Genomic DNA, 20,357 nt, shown 5'->3' with positions numbered 1-20,357 from the left:
TTTCAACCAATCCCCAGCAACTCAACCCCCAACATACTCATGCAATCCGCACTTTTCAACCGCCAGCCCAACGACAAGCCCTACCTGATTTCGGGTCCCTGCTCGGCCGAAACCGAGGAGCAGGTGCTCGATACCTGCCAGCGCCTGGCTGCTACCGGCAAGGTGCAGGCCCTGCGCGCCGGCATCTGGAAACCCCGCACCAAGCCCGGCGGCTTCGAGGGCGTGGGCACCAAAGGCTTACCCTGGCTCAAGAAAGCCAGCGAGCTAACCGGCCTGCCCATTGCCGTGGAAGTAGCTACGGCTAAGCACGTAGAAGACTGCCTGGCCTTCGGCGTCGATATTCTGTGGGTAGGTGCCCGCACTACCGGCAACCCGTTTTCGGTGCAGGAAATAGCCAATGTGCTGCGTGGCGTGCAGGTGCCGGTGCTGGTCAAAAACCCTATTCACCCCGAGCTGGAGCTCTGGGTGGGAGCCGTGGAGCGGCTACAGAAAGCCGGTCTGGAAAAAGTGGGCCTTATTCACCGGGGTTTCAGCAGCTACGGCAACACCGACTACCGCAACGCGCCGATGTGGCACCTGCCCATCGAGATGAAGCGCCGCCATCCCGACATGCCCTTGCTCTGTGACCCCAGCCACATCTGCGGCCGCCGCGACACGCTGTTCACCGTAGCCCAACAGGCCCTGAACCTGGGCTTCGACGGCAACATGATTGAAAGCCACCAAGACCCCGATGCGGCCTGGAGCGACGCCAAGCAGCAAATCACGCCCGAGGTCCTCAAAGACCTGATCCAGGCCCTGGTGTGGCGGCACGAAACCACCGACCAGCGCGAGTTTCTTACGGCGTTGGCCAGCCTGCGCGAGCAAATCAATCAGCTCGACGCCGAAATTATTCAGTTGCTGGGGCGACGCATGGCGGTGGCGGAGAAAATTGGTGAGTACAAAAAGGAAAACGACATCACCATTCTGCAAACCGCGCGGTGGAACGAAGTGCTGGAGCGCGCCCAGCGGCAGGGCAACTCTGTTGGTCTCACGCCGGAGTTTGTGGAGCAATATTTCGCGGCGGTCCACCTCGAGTCCATCAACCACCAGAACTCAGTCATGAACCGGTAGTATCAGAATCGACTTAGCCAGAAAGAGCCCTGGACCTTAGGTGGTTTGGGGCTCTTTCGTCTTGCATCAACAGACTTTTGCTGCGCCACGATGAACTGCTGCCTCGCCGAATTCCGGGCGAATGCGCGGGGCGACTTGCCCGTCTGTGGCGTTTGGCCGTATTTAGGGCCTATGCTCTTTTACACTGTCATAAAGCCCGTGGTGCAGGTGGCGCTGCGCGTATTTTTTCGTCGGATGGAAGTACGCCACCGCGAGCGGCTGGAGCTCTCCGGGCCGCTGGTGATGGTGTCGAACCATCCCAATACGCTCATGGACCCGTTGGTGGCGGCCATTCACCGCCACGAGCCTATTGCTTTTCTGGCCAAGAGCACGTTTTTCAAAAACCCGATTTCGCGGGCCATTTTCACCTCCGGCAACTCCATCCCGATTTACCGGCGCCAGGACCTGGACACCGGGGCCGAGCCCACGACGCCCGCCGAGCTGGCCGAGCGCAACGAAGCCACTTTCGGCCGCTGCTACGACTACCTCGACCGGCGTGGCACCATCATGATTTTTCCCGAAGGCACCAGCGTGAGCGAGCGGCGCCTGCGGCCCCTCAAAACCGGGGCGGCCCGCATTGCCCTCGGGGCCGAAGCGCGCCACGACTTTCAGCTGGGCTTGCGCATCTTACCGCTGGGCATCAACTACTTCGATCCGTCGCGCTTCCGCTCCGATGTGTTCGTGAACGTGGGCCAGCCCATCGTAGTAGCCGAGTATGCCGATGCCTACCGCCTGGACCCCACGGCGGCGGCCGACACGCTGACCGAGGAAATCAGGCGGCGGTTGGAGCAGCGGCTGGTTATTACCCGCGACGCGGCCGAGGATGAGCTGGTGTTGCAGGTGGAGCGCACATTTGGCGAGCACCTCGTGCCCGATGATGAGGAAACGCTCTACGATAACTTCCAGCTGAGCCGCACGCTAACGGAAGCCATCAGCTACTTCGAAAAGCACGACTCGGCCCGGCTGCTGGCCCTGCGCGACCGGCTCGGCTCCTACCTCCTCGACCTCGACCGGCTGCGCCTCACCGATGAAGCCCTGGAATCGAGCAAGGGCAGCGGGATGCGTTGGACGCGGGCGGCTACCTCGGGCGTAAAGCTCGTGCTGGGCCTGCCGCTATATCTGTACGGGGTTATCAACAACTACATTCCCTACATTCTGCCTTCGCTGGTGGCCAAGCGTGCTACGAAAGACGTGGAGTTCGTGGCCCCCATCATGCTGATTATGGGCATGATAACCTTCACCGTAGGCTACGCCCTGCAGATTGGACTGGTCCACCATTTCACCCAAGACTGGCGCTGGACGACGCTCTACGGCCTGAGCCTGGCTCCGACCGGCTTTTATGCCCTGAGCTACTGGAACAACCTGAGTGGCCGCCTGCAACGCCTGCGTGCCCTGCGACTTTTCCGCACCAAGCGCCCCATGATGGAAGATTTGCTGCGGCAGCGGCAAGCCATTCTGCGCCTGCTCAGCGAAGCCCGCGCCGCCTTTCTGGCGGCTACTGCCAACGTGGGTAGCTAGACCACTTGCGCCACTAGGTGGGGCCAAAAGTTACCGCTCAGAAAAGGAAACGTCCTGCTACGCGGTGTGGACAACAAGTAAAAAGACCGTCATGTCGAGCAACGCGAGATGTCTTGCCTGCGGTAGTAGATCCGATTACTATGGCACGCGAGATGTCTCGCTCTGCTCGACATGACGGGCTAGAAAGGGGGAAATACCCCAAAGCACTGTTGTTCACACCGCCCAGCAGGACGTTGCTTTGCGTACGATTGCCGCTGACCGGCCCCTTAAAAATCTACCTTTACGCCCAAGCCCAGCACCAAAATCTGGCTGATGCTTAAGCCTTTGGTATTGGTCAGGTAGCTGTGCAGGTAGAGGTCGTTGGAGCTTAAGTCGTAGTAAAGCGACACGGTGCGGGGGCGGCCGTTGCCTTTGGTAGGCCGCACATAGGTGACGCGTCCGCCAGCCAGCGGGCCGTAGCGGGTATCCGACGAAAACCAGTAGTAATCTTTGGTGTACTGGCCGCGCTCCTCATCGTTGAGCGTGCCGTGGGTATAGCTCAGGTAAGCGCCCACCGACACGGGCTTCACCTGCCACTGGTCGGAGAGGCGCACAGTGAAGGGCGAATACAAGAGCTTGGCCGAAGCCAGCGTGAGCGTAGAGCCGGCAAACTTCTTGGGCACGTAGCCCAGCAGAATATCGGTTTCGACCTTATCGTTCAGATAGGTGTAGCCGGCTCCAACCGCCACCATTCCCAAGCCCCCGCCAGTTTGCAGCACCAAGTGGCGCGGCCGATACCAGGACTTAGGCTCGGCGGCGGCTGGGGAAGCCGGGAGCGTAGGCTCGGAAGCCAGCGCTGCTGCTGGCACACTCAGGGCTGTGGCGGCCAGCGCACAGAAGGTAAAAAAGCGCCGCTTCATTAGAATTTGATCTGTTTGACCCGAAACTGCTTGTCACCCCACACCGAAACGACCATATACTGCCGCTCCGAAAAAGCATCCGCATTCACATACCACACGCCATCCTTGTAGGGCTGCGTGATGCTGGAGCTGTGGCGGTGCCCGTTCATCTGAAACACCAGGCTCTTTGTCTCACGTAGCGCTTGCGCGTAGGGAGCCTGGAGAGCCGGGTCAAAATCCGCATCCTGGGGCGGAACGTGCGAAATCACGACCTGGCGGCGGGCTCCTCCCAGGTTGCTTAGCTCCCGGTTCAGCCACGGCATATTCGGAACCTGACCATCGAAGTTGTACTCGCGGCCGTTGGTGTCGACCATGATGAACTTGGTGTCGCCGTAAATAAAGGAGTAGTTCAGCGGCCCGAAAATCTCTTTATACGCTTCCCGGCCATTGCCCACCGAGTCGTGGTTGCCGATAACGGTTACGTAGGGCACTTTCAACTGGCGCAGCTTCTCGTTGATCCAGCGCATCTCCTTGGCAAAGCCAAAGTCGGAAATGTCGCCGGCCACGACGAAAAAGGAGATACCGGGCTGCTGATTGGCGCTGGCGACCAAGTCGTCCACCTCGTCGTAGAAGCGTTGCGAGTCGCCGGTGAAGATGAAGCGCAGCGTATCCTGGCCGACGGGCAGCGGCATTTGCTGCAAGCGGCCCAGGTTTTTCTCGGTCAGCGCCCGCTCCTCGGCGGGGGCGCGGTAGTCGTTGGGACTAAATTCCAGCTTATCGCAGCTGCCGAGCGCAAGAGCGGCTGTGAGCAGCAACAGGGAAGAAGGGGTTCGGAAGCGGAATCCTCGTGACATAACCTCGGCACTATAACGGCACAATACCTCTCCAACGGCGGAAAGATTCGTCGCTGTATACTGCCTGTGGCTGCAGTGTGTTTCTGCCCGGAAGCTGAACTATACCACTTCCTGGGCGTGCTACCTACGCCGTTGCCCGGCCAACATGGCTCTGGCAACGCTGAATACGGTTTTTGAACGTTGAGTCAATTCTGAGCTTTTTCTGATTTTTTATCGGCAACTCATAAAAAGCAACACGCTAGCAACCTCCGATTACTCGTCCAGATACTGGTGTACGAACTTAATGGCCATCGAGCCTTCGCCCACGGCCGAGGCGACCCGCGCCATGGCCCCCGCCCGACTGTCGCCGGCGGCGAAGATGCCGGGCACGCAGGTTTCGAGCAGGTAAGGCTCCCGGCTGTGCTTCCAGCTGGCGGCAAAGCGCGAATCAGTTACTAAGTCACGGCCAGTCAGCACGAAGCCTTTGCCGTCGCAGAGCACGGTCTGGCAAATCCACTCGGTGCTGGGTTTGGCCCCAATAAACACGAACAGCGCCCGCGCCGGTCGCACTTCTAGCTGGTCGCGGTTCTGAATCACGACTTCCTCCAGATGGTCCTGGCCGCGCACTTCGCGCACCTGGGTGAAGGGCAAAATCTCGATGGCGGGCGTCTGGCTGATCTGCTCAATCAGGTAAGCCGACATAGAAGCCGCCAACGACTCGCCCCGAATCAGGATGAACACCTTGCGGGCGTAGGTGGCCAGGTACATAGCAGCCTGCCCGGCCGAATTGCCGCCGCCCACGATATATACGTCCTGCTGGTCACAGGAGCGGGCTTCGGTGCGGGCCGCGCCGTAATACACGCCCGCGCCGGTAAGGTGGTCGATGCCCGGCACTTCCAGCGTGCGGTAGCTAACGCCCATGGTGAGGACCACGGCGCGGGTGCGCACCTCGCTGCCGTTGGCCAGCGTCAGCACCTTGTACCCGTCCTGCACGCACAGTTTAGTCACTTCCTGCGGAGCCAGCAGTTCGGCCCCCAGCCGGATGGCCTGCGCCCAGGCCCGGTGCGCCAGCTCGGCCCCGCTCAGGCCCGTCGGGAATCCCAGGTAGTTCTCGATGCGGGAGCTGGTGCCCGCCTGCCCACCCGGCGCCTGGCGCTCGATAATCAGGGTTTTCAGGCCTTCCGAAGCGCCATACACCGCCGAGGCCAACCCCGACGGCCCCGCCCCGATAACAACGACGTCGTATAGCTCCTGCGACGCTTCGGAGGCCAGCCCCAGATGCCCGGCCACCACCGCCCGCGCCGGCCGCGACAGCGCCGTGCCGTCCTCCAGCACTACTACCGGCAAATCGGCGGCACTGAAACCAGTGCTGCTCAACAGAATCTGGGCTTCGGGGTTGGTTTCGAAGTCGAGCCACTGGTAGGCGGCCATGTAGCCGGCCAGAAAGTCCTTGAGCTCGTGCGACAGGGGCGACCATTGAAACCCGATCAGGCGCAGGCCCTGAAACCGGGGTTTGTATTGGGCCTGCCAAGCACTGAGCAAGTCGTGAAGGGTGGGGAACAGCAGCTCCTGCGGCGGGTCCCAGGGCTTCATCAGGTAGTGGTCGAGGCGGGCGTTGTTGATGGCCCGGATGGCGGCTTCGGTATCGGCGTAGGCCGTGAGCAGCACGCGCTTGGCATCCGGAAAAATACCCCGGGCCTGCTCCAGAAATTCCACTCCTTCCATTTCGGGCATGCGCTGGTCGGCCAAAATCAGCGCCAGCGGCTCATTGCGGGCTTTCATCTCCCGCAGGGTGGCCAGGGCTTCGGCCCCGGAGCTGGCGCGCAGCACGCGGTAGTCGCGCCGGAACTCGCTACGCAAGTCCCGGTCGATGGCTCCCAGCACCTGCAAGTCATCATCAACGGCGAGTAAAACGGGTTTCTTTTCGGTAGCCATGCGGGAAAGCACTAAGAAGCTGTTTGAGTTATTAAAAAAGGTCATGCTGAGCGCAGTCGAAGCATCTCTACCGCTTCGTAGGAGTCGTTCAACGAAGCGGTAGAGATGCTTCGACTGCGCTCAGCATGACCGGTCCGGAGTTTTTTCACTAACTCAAACAGCTTCTAAGGATGAGGCACTAGTATCGGTATCCGTCCGGCCTACTCGAGTAAGGACTAGCTTACGCTGAATGCCATACCGGCAAGCTCACGACTTCACAGCTTCAGGCCCTCACCCACCGGCAGCCAGGCGCAGAACTCGGTGCGGCCGGGCCGGGACTGTACTTCCAGCCGGCCGCCGTGGTTACGCACAACACGCTGGGCAATGTCGAGGCCCAGGCCGGTGCCGTCGCCGGCCTGCTTGGTGGTGTAAAACGGCTCGAAGATGCGGGGCAGCACCTCGGGCGTGATGCCCGGACCATTATCGATAATGAAGACCCGCACGAAGTCGTCGTCGAGCGTGGTGCGCAGCACTATTTCGCCGCCCGGCGGCAAGGCGTCGATGGCGTTATCAAGCAGGTTGGTCCACACTTGGTTGAGGCTGCTGACCAGGCCGCGAATAGCTGGCAGCACGGGAGCAAAGTCGCGCACGAGGCGGATGTTTTTGGCCCGTAGCGGAAAGCCCAGCATGTTCAGGGTGCTTTCCAGTCCGGCCTGCACGTCGAGCAGGGCATAGTCGCCGCCCCGGTCCATGTGGGAGTAGGTTTTTACGTTTTGCACCAGCGTACTGATGCGCCCCCCGGCTTCCTGCACATCCCCGATTAAGTGGAGCATCATGAGCTGGCCTTCCAGCCAGGCAAAGGCGGCCGGCAGCGCGGCGTTGGGCAGGGCCGCCGCTACGGGTTCCAGCGTGGCCAGCGTCAGGCCGGCTTCCATTAGTCCGGCCGCCAGGCGGTAGCCGTCGGGCACGCCCTGGTCTTCGAGCCAGCTGGCAATTTCGTCTTCCCGGTCGGCACAGGCCAGCGCCGACAGGCCTTGCGTTGGGGAGTGGCCAGGTACAGCCAGTTGGGTTAGGGCCTGAAGCGCGCCGGGTTCGGGGCAGTGCCGCACCAGCTCCAGCAGCAGCGCGGGCTTGGCGGCGGCCCGCTCCTGCAAGGCTTCTACGGCCCGGGAAATAGCGGCGGCGGGGTTGTTCAGCTCGTGGGCCAAGCCCGCCGAGAGCTTGCCCAGCGCCCGCAGCTTCTCGTCGCGCTCCTGCCCCCGGGCCTCTTCCCGCGCCCGGTCGCTCATCAGCGACACGAGGCGCTGCACCAGCTCGGGGCTGGCCTGCTCAAGCTGCGGAAACAGGTTGCGGTGCAGCACATATAGTATCGTGTCGCCGACGGCCACGCCGAAGCCCCCAATGGTGCGCAGCCGGGAGTAAGGCAGCACGCCACTGATCTGGCCGGGTTCGAGCCGGAAGACGGGCTCCCGCTGGCCATTACGGACGGCATAAAACTGCAGCCCGCCCGTCAGAATAGCCATCATGTACTCGGCCTCGTCGCCGGGCCGCGCCACCACTTCGTCGGGAGCATAGTCGCGGCGCTCACCGTGGGCCACCAGCCACTCCAGCGTCTGGGGCGGCAGGCCCTGGAAGGTCGGGATAACCAGCAAGTCGGCGGCAGCAAGGGTTGTGGACATGGGCGGGAGTGTGTTAGGGGCAGGAAATATAGCGCAAACCGTAGGAGCCGGCCACGTGTGAGCCGGGTGTACATACCAGATAAGACGGATGAATAGTGACGAAACTTTATTTCTTTCAGCGGCTCGGGCCAAGCAGCTCGCGCGTGGCCGGCCGAGTCTGTGGTAGTACCGCTTACACCCCGAAAAAACTCGTTTCTTGCCAAACTTTTTAGCCGCGCCGCGCATTCTTTAGTTTCCTCTTTTCTTCCTTTCATGGCCAAACTCAAGACTCTCTTTTTCTGCCAGAACTGCGGGGCCCAATCGGCCAAATGGATTGGCCGCTGCCCCAGCTGCAGCGAGTGGAACACCTACGTGGAGGAAGTTATTCAGAAGGAAGACACCCAGGCCGCTGGCTCTTGGAAAGCGCCTACATCGGGCCCCGGCACCAAAACCGTTAGCAAGCCGCGCGTCATCGGGGAGATTCACTACGAGGAAGAGTCGCGCTTCGACACCAACGACGGCGAGCTGAACCGTGTGCTGGGCGGCGGCCTCGTGCCCGGCTCGCTGGTGCTCATCGGCGGCGAGCCGGGCATCGGCAAAAGCACGCTTATGCTCCAGATTGCCATGAGCTTACGCCAAATGAAGGTGCTCTATATTTCGGGGGAGGAAAGTGAGCAGCAGATCAAGATGCGGGCCGAGCGGCTGGGCCCGCAGCACCCGCAGTGCTACATCCTGACCGAAACCAACACCCAGAACATCTTCAAGCAGATCGACCAGCTGCAGCCGAATGTGGTTATCGTCGATTCCATTCAGACGCTGCACTCCGGCTTGGTCGAGTCGGGGGCGGGCTCGGTGAGCCAGGTGCGCGAATGCACGGCCGAGCTGCTCAAGTATGCCAAGGAAACCGGGGTGCCGGTGCTGCTCATCGGCCACATCACCAAAGACGGCTCCATTGCCGGCCCCAAGATTCTGGAGCACATGGTGGATACGGTATTGCAGTTCGAGGGCGACCGGCACCTGAGCTACCGCATCCTGCGCACCACCAAGAACCGCTTCGGCAGCACTTCCGAGCTGGGCATTTACGAGATGCAGGGCACGGGGCTGCGGCAGGTGAGCAACCCTTCCGAAATCCTGCTCAGCCAGCGCACCGAGAGCCTGAGCGGCATGGCCATCGGGGCCACGCTGGAAGGTAACCGCCCCCTGCTGGTGGAAGTGCAGGCCCTGGTGACGCCCGCCACCTACGGCACGCCCCAGCGCTCAGCCACCGGCTTCGACGCCAAGCGCCTGAACATGCTGCTGGCGGTGCTCGAAAAACGCAGCGGCCTGCGCCTGGGGCAGCACGACGTGTTCCTCAACATTGCGGGCGGCCTGCGCCTCGACGACCCGGCCCTGGATGTGGCCGTGTGTGCCGCCGTGGTGTCGTCGCTGAACGACCTGCCGATTCCGGGCAACGTATGCCTGGCCGCCGAAGTGGGCCTGAGCGGTGAAATACGAGCCGTGAGCCGGCTCGACCAACGACTGTCGGAGGCCGAAAAGCTGGGCTTCAAGGAAATGTACATCTCCCAGTTCAACGCCCGCGGACTCGACCTGGCCCGCTACGGCATTCGGGCCCAGCCGGTGGGGCGGCTAGATGAAGTTTTGAGTGGATTGTTCGGGTAAAACCGTCAAAAACCCGATTCAGAGCGGGGGCTACGAAAAAAGCCAAAATCTGGATTGGACTTTCTTGACCCGAATGCCGTATCTTCGATACAAGAATTGGCTTTTCCCGCGAAACACCTGGTCTACGCGGCTTTGGGAGCGTAGCGGGGGAGAAGCGAATTTGTTGATTGATTAGCGCTTGATTCTACCCTACCAATGGCATATTCTCTCCGCTCATACATACCCCGCCTGCTGTTGGGCGCACTGCTGGCCCTGCCTCTAGCAGGCAAAGCTCAAGGCACCGTGGTGCTTACCGGCAAAATCAGCAGTAAAACGGCCGATACAGTGGCCGTATCGGTTCGGGAAAACCCGCTGGACCCCAAGGAGCAGATTACCTACGCGCGGGTAGACAACCGCGGAGAATTTCGCCTCGCCGTAACCGTCAATGGTCCTACCCGCGCCGACCTAGTGTACGGCGACGATGTAGCCGACCTGTTTCTGGAGCCCGGCAACGCGCTGGAAATCCGTTTCAAGGGCACCGACCTCTCGTCGACGGTGCGTTACAAGGGCAAAGGAGCCGAGGCCAATACGTACTTATCGGAGCTGGATGAGCGGTTTATCGAAAACGACGGGTTCCAGGTCCTCCCCGACAATATCAACTTATACGAAGCGCCTTTTCTCTCCTTCCTCGATTACCGCCGCAAAGAGGAGCGCAAGTTTCTTGAGAACTACGGCCAGGACAACGAGCTGACCCCAGCCTTCCGCGAGTTCGCCAAAGCCGAAATTGACTACAGCTACGCCAACGACCGGCTCACCTACCCCGACTTGCGCGAGCAGGTGGTGGCCACCGAGAGCCGACTGAAAATGACGCCGACTTTCTATGAGTTCCTGAATGACAAAGCCTTAATCAGCAACTCGGCAGCTTTGAAGAGCGAGATGTACCAGGAGTTTTTGATCAACTACGTCCATCACTTGGCTACCTCCACGGGCCATCAGCGCTCCGACCCCGACTTTTACCAGGTGTGCTACGATATGGCCAAAACCCAGCTGGCCGATCCGGTTCGCCCTATTATTATGGGGCGGGTGCTACAGGAGTCGTTCCGCTTCGGGCATGTGCGGCAGTCGGCCACCATGCTGGAAAACTACCGCAGCGTCGACACCAACAACCGGTTCTATCCGCTGCTGCAACACGATTTCGAAACCCACAAAGCATTTGCCATCGGAGCTCCGGCTCCCAGCTTCAAGCTGATTTCGGCTACCGGCGACAGTGTAACGCTGCGGCAGTTTGCGGGCAAGCTGGTGTATATCAACTTCTGGCGCACTACCAGCGGCCTGTGCCTGCGCGACTTGCCCTACGCGGCCGACCTGGCCAAGAAGTTCGACGGGAAAAATATCGTGTTCCTTAACGTGGCCCTCGACGAAAATGAGCCGGCCTGGAAGCAGCTGGTCGTCGGCAAAAAGCTGCCGGGCGTGCATGTGCGGGCCACGGGCGGTATGCGCTCGGCCATTGCCCGGGCCTACGCCATTCAGGATGTACCGGCGTATTTTCTGCTGGCCGAAGACGGTACCTTCCTCAATACCAAGCCCAAGCGGCTGAGCAGTCGCGCCGCAGTCGACGAAATCAAGCAGTCATTCGGCAAAGCATCTACGTACAGCAGCACGCTGCCCGCCTCGGTGGGCAAGTAGCTCACAGCCTGTGACTTCTACCTTTGAAACGCCTCCCAGATTATTTGGGAGGCGTTTTTTGTGAAATTAAACTGCTTCTGAAACTGGTATTAGCAGTGCTGAATCAAACTCTTTCTCTGGCGCTGGGGTTAGGTGCCGCACTTCAGCCCCAGTTCCCGACCTTTACGCCCAATGGCTTCTACTCTTACCGACGGTCTGAATTTCCTGAGCAAGCTCACGCCGCGCCGCGCCCTGAACACGGCGCAGGTGGTGGGCGGCTACGCCCTGAGCAAGCTCACGGGCAAGGCCCGGCACTGGGGCCTGCCGTTGGCCTTGAGCTTCGAGCCCACCACCAGCTGCAACCTGCGCTGCCCGGAATGCCCCAGTGGCCTGCGCAGCTTCACGCGCCCCACCGGCATGCTGCCCGACGAGCTGTTCAAACGCACCATCGACGAAGTGCATAAGCGCCTGTGGTACCTGATTTTCTATTTCCAGGGCGAACCGTATCTGCACCCGAATTTTCTGGATTTGGTGAAGTATGCCGTCGACAAAGGCATTTATACCGCTACCAGCACCAACGCCCACTACCTCAACGACCAAAACGCCCGCCGCACCGTAGAGTCGGGCCTCGACCGGCTGATTATTTCCCTGGACGGCACCACGCAGGAAGTGTACCAGCAGTACCGCGTGGGTGGCAAGCTGGATAAAGTGCTGGAAGGCACTAAAAACGTGGTGAAGTGGCGCAAAGAGCTGAAATCGAGCACGCCGCGCATCATTTTCCAGTTTTTGGTGGTGCGGCCCAATGAGCACCAGATTGAGGAAGCCAAGGCCTTAGCCAACGAGCTGGGCGTGGATGATGTATGGTTTAAAACCGCCCAGATCTACGACTACCAGCAGGGTTCCCCGCTCATCCCGACTATCGACTACTACTCGCGCTACGAGAACAACGTGGACGGCACCTGGAGCATCAAGAACAAGATGCTGAACCACTGCTGGAAGATGTGGCACAGCTGCGTCATCACCTGGGACGGCCTGGTGGTGCCCTGCTGCTTCGACAAAGACGCCGAATACCGCCAGGGAGACCTCAAAACGGAGACCTTCCGCCAGCTCTGGCACGGGCCCAAATACCGGCAGTTTCGCGCTTCCCTGCTCAAAGGCCGCGACCAGATAGAGATGTGCCGCAACTGCACCGAAGGCACCAAGGTGTGGGGGTAAGTTCACTTATAGAATCAAAAAATGGCCGTCCAACATCCCTAGTGGAATCGTTGGACGGCCATTTTTTAGTTCTTACTTCCTCCTTACTTGTGGGCCTTCTTCAGGTTTTTGCCCAAGTCGTCCACTTTGCGCAGGAAGTCGTCGGTAGTAGCGTCGGCGTAGGTGCCAAACGAATTGGAGATGGTGCCTCGCACGCCGTCGGCGCACTCAATGGCGTAGAGAATCGACATATCGTCGGGGTCACTTTCGCCCTCGAAGCGGTAGAAGTCCACGATGGTCACTTCCTCGGGGCCGTAGCTTTTATTCGAGTCGTGACCGATGGTTTGCAGCCGCCCGTCGCTCACGTTGAAATCCTGGGTGAAGCCGTCTTTGCTGAGCTTCTTCTCTACGTTAATCAGGGAGCGTTCTTCTTCTTTGTCTTGCATGGTAGTAGGGTTCGGGTTGGCGGGGCAATGTAGAGCGTGGATAGGAAAGGAGCAAATGCCAAAGCCCCCATGCCCGCTATACGCAGCGGGCACGGGGGCAGGTTGTCACAAGTTGCGAGGGGCAGTTGGCGCGCGCTATTTACCACCCGCGCGGGCCGCCGCCGTTTCGATGGTGCGCTGCAACCGGTCCACATCGATAGTCCCGCAGGCTCCGCCGCACCCTTTGGCGCAGCCAGTAGCCGTCTTGACGAAGAAGGCCCGCCAGAAAATGCGGCCAACGTAGAACGTAGCCGCCACAAATAGCAAGGCGATGATGAGGTATTGGAAGAGCATAACGACCACAAAACTACAACGAAACGAGAAAAGTTTGCCGCAACGCCCAGGCCGGTAGCGCAGCCTCTTGTTGCTAGCAGCTCCCAGGGCTACTAGGCCTGCGAGGCGGCTCCACGCTCCTCTTGCCAGAACTCCCGAATGGTCTGTTGCATTTCTTCGTGCACGTGGCTGTTGCTGGCCACTACCTGCCGGCCGAAAAGCGGGTCGCCATCCTGCAAAAACTCGGTGACGCGCCCTCCCGCCTCGCGCACCAGCAGAATACCGGCCGCCACATCGTAGGAGTTCAGGTTGAATTCGAAGAAGCCTTCGAAGCGGCCGGCAGCCACCCAAGCCAGGTCGGCGGCGGCCGAGCCTACGCGGCGCACGCCGTGGGTGCGCTGCATGAACGACCCCAGGATGCGCAGATAATCATCGAGCTGCGCAAAATGCGTGTAAGGAAAGCCGGTGGCAATGAGGGCGTTGGTGAGCTTGGGCGCGTCGGAAACCCGGATCGGCTGCTCGTTGCAGAAAGCCCCGCCGCCCCGCACGGCCCGGAAGGTTTCGTCGCGCGTGACCTCATACACCACCCCCGCCACCAGCTCGCCGTGGTGGAGCAGCGCCACGCTGACGCAATAGCAAGGCAGACCGTGCACGAAGTTGGTGGTGCCATCGAGCGGGTCAATAATCCAGGTGTAGTCGGTGCCGGCGCTGGTGGCCTGGCTGCTGCCGCCGGTGGTGCCTTCTTCCGTAATAAAGCCCGAGGTGGGCAGCAGCTCGCGCAGTCCCTCCACCAGCAGACGCTCCGCCTCCTGATCCACGTACGATACCAGGTCGTGGACGCCTTTCATTTCTACGCGGCCCCGGTCGAAGGAGGCGGCTTCCTGGCGAATAAACTGGCCGGCGCGGCGGCACACCTCGGCCAGGCCGAAGCTGAGTTGGGTGAAATCAGTCATGATGGTAGCATACTCCCCGAACCGGGCCGGGGTTCAGGTTGGCATTAGGAGCGCAGCGGCAGGAGCAGCAGCACCAGATATACGAAGGAAATAATGATGATGACCCGACGGATGGTGCGGCCCTGGGTGGCGCGCCAGGCGTCGTCTACGTTCGGGCGCGGCTTGCCCCATACATTCTGGCCCGCCGCAAACCGGTAGAGCCAGAACATGATGGTGTAGAATATCAGCGGCAGCAGCCACGGCGACAGGGTTTCCATTACAACTATGCTTGATCGAAATTCAGCGCGCCCGTAGCGCAAACGGTACCGCTCGCCCACCGCCACGACTCTCCCAACGCCTACCAGAACGCCCCGGCGACGCGGACTATGCGACCTACGACATTCGCGCTACGGCAGCTTGCGGCGCCTCGTCGGGCTTGGCTGCAAAGCGCCGGTTCACACTCCTAATCATCGTGCCGAGGAGCAGCAGCACGGCTAGCACCTGCATGGCGGGACCGAGCAGTTCGCCGTGGCGCACATAAAACGTCAGCTCCTCATTCAGGCGCACGGAGTAGCGGCGGCCGGTTTGAATCCACCAGCCGGTTTGGGTCATAATTTCGCCTTTCTGATTAATGAAGGCCGAAATACCAGTGTTGGCTGAGCGGGCAATGTCGCGGCGGGTTTCGATGGCCCGCAGCGTCGCGTATTGCAGGTGCTGCTGATGACCAGGCGAGTCGCTCCACCAGCCGTCGTTGGTGATAATGCCGATGAGCGTAGCTCCGTTGCGGATGTATTCGTTCACGAAGTCGCCGTAGATGGACTCGTAGCAGATAACAGGGGCCACCCGCAGGGTCGAGTCGGCGGCGGCCATGCGGTACACGGTGCGCTCGGCCTGGCTGCCCAAGCCGCCAGCATTGCCGCCCAAGTCGATAGTGGCGGCTTTCACCCAGTTGGGCACGCCCTCCACGCCCGGCACCAGCCGCGACTTATGGTAAAACTCCGCCTTGCCGGTGGCGCTGGGAAAGTGCACGGCCGTGTTGAAGAAGTCGTAGTAGCCTAGGTCGTCGCGGAAGCGGGCCGTGGTGCTGGCCGTTTCCTTGTTGGGGTAAGCCAGCACGCTCGTCACGCCGGTTACCAGCTCCAGGCCGGGGTGGCCGGCCAGAAACTGGCGCACGCGCTGCACCTTGGGGTAGGTTTCGAAGTTGCTTTCCCAGTACGGCTCATCCAGCGCCGTTTCGGGCCAGAGCACCAGGCGCGTCTGAGCTGTCATTTGCTGCTCGGTGAGCCGAATCAGGCGGCTGAGCTGCTCGTCGTAGGAAATGAAGTTGACCGTGCCTTCAAACTTCTCCTGGAAGGGGTCGACGTTGGGCTGAATCACCAGCACCTCCGCCGATTTGCCCTTTTCCTGGTAGGTAGCGCCAATGAGAAACGACAGGCCGATGGGCAGCAGCGTAGCCAGCACCGGAGCCAGCCAGCGGCGGAGCGGCGCAACCGGCGCGGCGTTTTCCGGCGTTGTACCCAGCCCAAACAGCGCCCCGAACACGAGGATATTCACCACCCACATCCAGAGCGAGCCGCCCAGAAAGCCCGTGTACTCATACCACTGAATCAGCTGGTTGGCCTGCGCAAAGCCGTTGCCGAGCGTGAGCCAGGGCCAGGTGAAATCCCAGTGTAGATGCAGCTGCTCGAAGGCCAGCCAATAGATGGGCAGCGAAACGTAGCCCAGCCGCGGCCCGGCCAGCCGCTTGGTGTGGTAGAAGGCCATGGTGGGCAGGCACATCAGCAGTGAGTTGAGCACCACGGCCGTGACGCCGCCGCCCAGCGTACTGTAGCTCACCCAATAGGTTACGAACAAATTCCAGAGCACCAGCGTGAGGTAAGTGTAGCGAAACACCTTCCAGCCGCTGCTGCGCTGCCGCACCAGCACCTGCTCCAGCCGCAGGTAGGGCACCCAGGCCACCAGCAGCAGCAAGGCCAGTGGGGCCGCGTGCACCGGCCAGCCCACCCACAACACTGCCGCCGTGAGCAAAGCCAGCCCCGCCGGCCCCCACGTACTATTCCCGATTTCCTTGAACGACAACAACGATTTCGCCTTTAATAGAGGTACGACCCGCAAACTCGGCGGCCAGCTCGGCCAGCGTCCCGTTCACGGTTTCTTCAAATAACTTGGTCAGCTCCCGGCTTACCGAAGCCAGCCGCTCGGGCCCAAACGCCTCGCTTAGCTGCTCCAGCGTCTTGACGATGCGGTGGGGCGACTCGTAAAAAATCATGGTGCGGGTTTCGGGCTGCAGCTCCCGAATGCGGGTCTGGCGACCCTTTTTCACCGGCAAAAAGCCTTCGAACGTAAACCGCTCGGCCCCGAAGCCCGACTTGAGCAACGCCGGCACGAAGGCCGTAGCGCCGGGCAGGCACTCCACTTTCAGGCCTTTGGCCAGGCACTCGCGCACCAGCAGAAAGCCGGGGTCTGAGATACCCGGCGTGCCGGCATCCGATACCAGGGCCATTCTCTCGCCTTTCTCCAGCCGATCCAGCACGCGTTGCACAGTCTGGTGCTCGTTGTGGAGGTGGTAGCTGAGCATCGGCTTTTTCAAACCCAGATGCTGCATCAGCCGGCCGCTGGTGCGGGTGTCTTCGGCCAGCACCACATCCACCTCGCCCAATATCCGAATGGCCCGCAGGGTAATATCCTCCAGGTTGCCGATGGGCGTAGGCACGAGGTACAGAACGGTAGGCGTTTCAGGCGAGTCAGACATACAGGCAAAGGTAGCACGAGTGCCCACTACTGGCGGCAGTCTTACCTGAAAGCGCCGCTAAGACTTCCGCCCGCGTGCCGTGGGGTGCTGCCCGCTTACCCGACGCCGTGCCGCCCAGCCACCACATCAATGGCCGCTGCCAACCGATGGTCGCGCTTCGTGACGGTGTTGCCCGCGTCGTGGGTGCTCAGGCGAAACTCGACCCGGTTGTACTCGTTGGCCCACCACGGATGATGATCGAGCCGCTCGGCTTCGGCGGCTACTTCGGTCATGAAGGCAAAGGCCGCTTTGAAATCCGCGAACTGAAAGCTGCGGGTCAGGCTGTTGTCGTGTTCGGTCCACATGGCTTTAGGAATGGTTTAGGTATGTAGCTGGGCGCGCACTTCCATCAGGGCAAAGCCGAGCAAGTTGAGGCCGCGCCACGTGTCAGGATTGGCCGCATCGGAGTGGTCCTGGGCTAAGCCAATTCCCCAAATAGCATCGACGGGGCTAGCCTCGACCAATACGCGGCTACCGGTAGTGAGCAAAAACTCCCGCAGGGCCGGGTGCTGCGAAAACTTGGCCACGTTGCCGCGCACCACAATGGCAAAACGGGCGGCCAGCCAGGTAGTTTCATCGAAGCGCTGAATCTGACGACCCAGGCGCTTCGCTACGTCTGGGTGCGGGGCCGCAATGATGGCGGCCCGGGTGGCTTCATCACCGAAAAGACGGGCTTTCTCGGCCATCATATAGTGTTCAGCCGTGGCGTACGGATGACCATCAACCGAGAAGGCCGCCGGATACCACTGGCTGAAGCATTCTTTGCCAACAGAACCGGCACTGCCAGTATGGCCCCAGAAGTAGAGGTATTTGAACGCCTGGCCCGCCTTGAGAGCCGCTCCCAGGGCATCAAGGGTGCGAATAGGAGGGATAAAAGCGGGATTCGTCATAGCGGCCGCAGTTTACGCCGATTGGCGCAAGCACAAAGCAAAACCCTATGCAAAAAAACCTAGTACACCTCTTACCCACTCTCACCAACCGCCCCCAATCATGGCTATTGACCCCAACAACCGCCCCGTGCGGGTAATAAACGACGACACGACCAACGAGGAGCTGGCCGCCGGCCACATTATTCCCGGCGCTAACCCGCCCAAGAACGAAGCCGCCCGCGGTGGTTTCGGCAACCGGGATGGCAAGGAAGGCTTCGGTACCGACAGCGGCAACGGCAGCACGGCGGTATCGGTAAATGAGGATGCGGACCGCGTGACGCACCCCGCCGACAACATCCGGAGCGCCGAGGAAGGAGCCGACCAGCGCCCCAACCAAGATATGCCCACCGACGAAGACATGGATCAGCGCCGCGTAGCCAGCCCCGACAATGCGCTATCGGCCGATGACCGCCGGGGCCGGGATGAGATGCAGAACCCCAACTCCCGGGTCGGGATGGGCCAAATGGAGCAGCGCCAGCCCAACCCCGACGCCGTGGGTGCCAACACCCAAACCAATGCTGAGTTGACCGACCCCAACGCCCAGGATTCCGCCATCGACCAATAGCTTTTTTGCCGGGCCGACCAGCGCATTGGCGGCCGGCCCGGTTTTTAGTTTCACCCCTTAACGCTAGGTATCATGTCCAGCAAGAGCAATCAGCAATCCAAAGAGCATCACGGTGACCCAGCCGGCCAGGGCCAGTCCAAGGGCGACCCGACCAGCACCCCGGTAAACCTCGACGCCGAAACCAAGCGGCTGACCGAAGAGTACACCGAAGATGGGGTGGACGAGATTCCGCCGACGCTGGTCAACAACCCCAACCGCAACACCGATAAGACCGACCTCGACAACACGCCCTACACCTAGGCGCCGGGTCTTTAATCTGCACACGAAGCCTCTGCGCCACCCGCAGAGGTTTTTTTGTACACACTGCCGCTATCCCTCACGCCTTCCCTGCCCGCCAATGGCTCGCTACGCTACCACTGATTTGCACGGGTGCCTGCAGTCGTTCCGGCACTTGGTAGAAAACGTCCTCCGCCTGCGCCCCCGCGACGAGCTGTATCTGCTGGGCGACTACGTGAACAAAGGTCCTGACAGCCGGGGCTTGCTCGACTACCTGATGCAGCTACCCCAGCGCGGCTACCAGGTGCAATGCCTGCGCGGCAACCACGACCAGGAGCTGTTCGACGCCGCGCAGGGCCGCGCCCACCTCGCCTGGTCTTCCCAGGCCGACCGGGCTATGACGCTGCAAATCTTCGGCGTGCAGAGCGTGACCGATATTCCCGCGCTCTACTTGCAGTGGCTCGATGCGCTGCCCTACCAGCTTGACATCCCGGGCTTTACGCTGGTGCATGCCGGCTACAATTTCCGGCTGCCGCCCGAGCAGATGCGCGCCGACTGGCACACAATGCTCAACATCAAGCAGTTTACCTTCGATGCCTCCCGCATGCAAGGTCGGCGGCTGCTACACGGCCACGTGCCCACTCCAACGGCGGAAGTACTACAGCAGGTGAAAAAGCATGCCGGCGCTATCGGTCTCGATACGGGCTGCGTGTACCGCCTCAACCCAGAGCTTTCCCACCTAGCCGTATTGGAGCTCGATTCGTTTTCGCTGACGCTACAACCCAACATCGAGCCGCCCTATCATATCGCCCACCGGCAATAGGCAGTAGCGAGCAGCGTTAGTCACTACCGCGCAGCACGTTGGCTTGCAGCACTTTCTGAGCATCCCGCCGGTAAGGATTCAGCGAGTCGGCGGCTACTTCGCGAAAAGCAGCCCGGGCTTCGGGCCACTGCCGGGCCGCCCAGTAAGCTACGGCCAAGTGGTAGCGGGCCTTGCGCACCAGCGGCGAGCCAGACTGCTGCACCACGCGGCGCAGGTAAGGGCGGGCGGCTTGGCCGTCGCCCTCGCTCAGCAGAAAGATGCCGTTATAATACTGTAATGTATCAGCTCCCAGATTATCAGTCGGCACACGACGTAGCGCGTGCATAGCGGCCGGGTAGTGTCCCAGCCGGTACTGCGTCATGGCCTCGGCCAGCAGGGGCCGGTGTTCGTCCAGGGTGTTTTCGGATGGCAGGCCAGGGTCGGCCACGTAGTAGTTCTGCCAGGCGCTGCCGGACTGCCGGGCAGCGGGTCGCAACAGAAAAAACCAGAGCCCGACGGCAAGTAGCGCCAGCACGGCGACGATAGCGCCCCAGCGGGTTTGGGTGCGGCGCTGCCGCCGCTTGATACGGAGAAGCGCATCCTGGCGCTGGTTGAGGCGGTGGTCGAGGGTCAGCAGGCGGTGGCGCAGGGTTTCGTGGCCTGCCACCCAGCGCAGGTCGGCCGTAATCTGCTCGAATACTTCGAAGGCTTCGCGCAGCGCCGGTTCGCGCAGCATTCTCTCCTCAAATACGTCCTGCTCACTGGTCGTCATCTGACCATCGGCAAAGCGTTCCAGCTCATCCAGATACGGGCGCAGTTCAGCGGGCGACATCATGCAAATAGGGGCAGGAACAGCG

The 20,357-nt window shown here is 61.1% G+C and carries 21 protein-coding genes; 8 read left to right on the top strand and 13 right to left on the bottom strand.

Features of this window, described 5'->3' with window-relative positions:
- Window positions 1–39: 39 nt before the first annotated feature.
- Together E5J99_RS13635 and E5J99_RS13630 are read left to right on the top strand one after the other, a co-directional pair.
- On the top strand, window positions 40–1,110 hold the full coding sequence (locus E5J99_RS13635) for a chorismate mutase (RefSeq protein ID WP_135498368.1): 1,071 nt from the start codon (window positions 40–42) through the stop codon (window positions 1,108–1,110).
- Between the two features lie 171 nt (window positions 1,111–1,281).
- Window positions 1,282–2,667 (top strand): lysophospholipid acyltransferase family protein, encoded by a 1,386-nt coding sequence (locus E5J99_RS13630; RefSeq protein WP_167852123.1) that lies wholly within the window; start codon window positions 1,282–1,284, stop codon window positions 2,665–2,667.
- A 266-nt stretch (window positions 2,668–2,933) separates the two neighbouring features.
- Here E5J99_RS13630 and E5J99_RS13625 read toward each other — a convergent pair whose 3' ends face one another.
- From E5J99_RS13625 to E5J99_RS13610, 4 genes are all read right to left on the bottom strand, one after another.
- A complete protein-coding gene (locus E5J99_RS13625) occupies window positions 2,934–3,566 on the bottom strand; it encodes a hypothetical protein (protein ID WP_135498366.1) in 633 nt (210 codons plus the stop codon).
- Window positions 3,566–4,399, bottom strand: coding sequence for a metallophosphoesterase family protein (locus E5J99_RS13620; protein WP_135498365.1), 834 nt, complete (start codon window positions 4,397–4,399; stop codon window positions 3,566–3,568). The genes E5J99_RS13625 and E5J99_RS13620 overlap by 1 nt, the downstream gene beginning before the upstream one ends.
- 252 nt (window positions 4,400–4,651) lie before the next feature.
- A complete protein-coding gene (locus E5J99_RS13615) occupies window positions 4,652–6,313 on the bottom strand; it encodes an FAD-dependent oxidoreductase (protein WP_135498364.1) in 1,662 nt (553 codons plus the stop codon).
- A gap of 254 nt (window positions 6,314–6,567) precedes the next feature.
- The gene (locus E5J99_RS13610) at window positions 6,568–7,971 is read right to left on the bottom strand and encodes a sensor histidine kinase (RefSeq protein ID WP_167852122.1); all 1,404 of its coding nucleotides are present in this window, start codon (window positions 7,969–7,971) and stop codon (window positions 6,568–6,570) included.
- Between the two features lie 252 nt (window positions 7,972–8,223).
- Here E5J99_RS13610 and radA point away from each other — a divergent pair, with 252 nt between their 5' ends.
- The 3 genes from radA (at window position 8,224) to E5J99_RS13595 (ending at window position 12,468) form a co-directional block, all read left to right on the top strand.
- Window positions 8,224–9,609: a DNA repair protein RadA gene (gene radA, locus E5J99_RS13605; RefSeq protein ID WP_135498362.1), complete on the top strand. Its 1,386-nt coding sequence runs from the start codon at window positions 8,224–8,226 to the stop codon at window positions 9,607–9,609.
- Between the two features lie 195 nt (window positions 9,610–9,804).
- A complete protein-coding gene (locus tag E5J99_RS13600; RefSeq protein WP_135498361.1) occupies window positions 9,805–11,274 on the top strand; it encodes a TlpA family protein disulfide reductase in 1,470 nt (489 codons plus the stop codon).
- Window positions 11,275–11,445: 171 nt separating this feature from the next.
- The gene (locus E5J99_RS13595) at window positions 11,446–12,468 is read left to right on the top strand and encodes an SPASM domain-containing protein (protein ID WP_135498360.1); all 1,023 of its coding nucleotides are present in this window, start codon (window positions 11,446–11,448) and stop codon (window positions 12,466–12,468) included.
- Window positions 12,469–12,551: 83 nt separating this feature from the next.
- Here E5J99_RS13595 and E5J99_RS13590 read toward each other — a convergent pair whose 3' ends face one another.
- The 8 genes from E5J99_RS13590 to E5J99_RS13555 all read right to left on the bottom strand — a co-directional run bounded on the left by E5J99_RS13590 (window position 12,552) and on the right by E5J99_RS13555 (window position 17,818).
- Window positions 12,552–12,893: a hypothetical protein gene (locus tag E5J99_RS13590; RefSeq protein WP_135498359.1), complete on the bottom strand. Its 342-nt coding sequence runs from the start codon at window positions 12,891–12,893 to the stop codon at window positions 12,552–12,554.
- 135 nt (window positions 12,894–13,028) lie between these two features.
- Window positions 13,029–13,226 carry a FeoB-associated Cys-rich membrane protein gene (locus E5J99_RS13585; protein ID WP_210114448.1) on the bottom strand — a complete coding sequence of 66 codons (198 nt, stop codon included), beginning with the start codon at window positions 13,224–13,226 and terminating at the stop codon, window positions 13,029–13,031.
- Between the two features lie 92 nt (window positions 13,227–13,318).
- Complete coding sequence (locus E5J99_RS13580; RefSeq protein ID WP_135498358.1) at window positions 13,319–14,158, bottom strand: inositol monophosphatase family protein; 840 nt, start codon at window positions 14,156–14,158, stop codon at window positions 13,319–13,321.
- A gap of 44 nt (window positions 14,159–14,202) precedes the next feature.
- A complete protein-coding gene (locus E5J99_RS13575) occupies window positions 14,203–14,415 on the bottom strand; it encodes a hypothetical protein (RefSeq protein WP_135498357.1) in 213 nt (70 codons plus the stop codon).
- A 115-nt stretch (window positions 14,416–14,530) separates the two neighbouring features.
- Complete coding sequence (lnt, locus tag E5J99_RS13570) at window positions 14,531–16,216, bottom strand: apolipoprotein N-acyltransferase (protein WP_245318966.1); 1,686 nt, start codon at window positions 16,214–16,216, stop codon at window positions 14,531–14,533.
- On the bottom strand, window positions 16,191–16,889 hold the full coding sequence (rsmI, locus tag E5J99_RS13565; protein WP_135498356.1) for a 16S rRNA (cytidine(1402)-2'-O)-methyltransferase: 699 nt from the start codon (window positions 16,887–16,889) through the stop codon (window positions 16,191–16,193). The genes lnt and rsmI overlap by 26 nt, the downstream gene beginning before the upstream one ends.
- Before the next feature lie 95 nt (window positions 16,890–16,984).
- Window positions 16,985–17,233 carry a 4a-hydroxytetrahydrobiopterin dehydratase gene (locus E5J99_RS13560; RefSeq protein WP_135498355.1) on the bottom strand — a complete coding sequence of 83 codons (249 nt, stop codon included), beginning with the start codon at window positions 17,231–17,233 and terminating at the stop codon, window positions 16,985–16,987.
- A 15-nt stretch (window positions 17,234–17,248) separates the two neighbouring features.
- Complete coding sequence (locus tag E5J99_RS13555) at window positions 17,249–17,818, bottom strand: NADAR family protein (RefSeq protein ID WP_135498354.1); 570 nt, start codon at window positions 17,816–17,818, stop codon at window positions 17,249–17,251.
- 100 nt (window positions 17,819–17,918) lie between these two features.
- Between E5J99_RS13555 and E5J99_RS13550 the strand changes: the two genes are divergently transcribed.
- The 3 genes from E5J99_RS13550 to E5J99_RS13540 all read left to right on the top strand — a co-directional run bounded on the left by E5J99_RS13550 (window position 17,919) and on the right by E5J99_RS13540 (window position 19,521).
- Window positions 17,919–18,422, top strand: a complete 504-nt coding sequence (locus E5J99_RS13550; RefSeq protein ID WP_135498353.1) for a hypothetical protein — start codon at window positions 17,919–17,921, stop codon at window positions 18,420–18,422.
- A gap of 72 nt (window positions 18,423–18,494) precedes the next feature.
- Window positions 18,495–18,722 carry a hypothetical protein gene (locus E5J99_RS13545; RefSeq protein ID WP_135498352.1) on the top strand — a complete coding sequence of 76 codons (228 nt, stop codon included), beginning with the start codon at window positions 18,495–18,497 and terminating at the stop codon, window positions 18,720–18,722.
- Window positions 18,723–18,819: 97 nt separating this feature from the next.
- Window positions 18,820–19,521, top strand: coding sequence for a metallophosphoesterase (locus E5J99_RS13540; protein ID WP_167852121.1), 702 nt, complete (start codon window positions 18,820–18,822; stop codon window positions 19,519–19,521).
- A gap of 16 nt (window positions 19,522–19,537) precedes the next feature.
- Here E5J99_RS13540 and E5J99_RS13535 read toward each other — a convergent pair whose 3' ends face one another.
- Window positions 19,538–20,335 carry a tetratricopeptide repeat protein gene (locus E5J99_RS13535; protein WP_135498350.1) on the bottom strand — a complete coding sequence of 266 codons (798 nt, stop codon included), beginning with the start codon at window positions 20,333–20,335 and terminating at the stop codon, window positions 19,538–19,540.
- Window positions 20,336–20,357 lie beyond the last annotated feature (22 nt).

This window comes from Hymenobacter elongatus (assembly GCF_004745955.1).
GTDB classification, from domain to species: domain Bacteria; phylum Bacteroidota; class Bacteroidia; order Cytophagales; family Hymenobacteraceae; genus Hymenobacter; species Hymenobacter elongatus.
The sequence above is the reverse complement of the archived record's forward strand: the minus strand, read 5'-3'. Positions and strand labels throughout refer to the sequence as shown.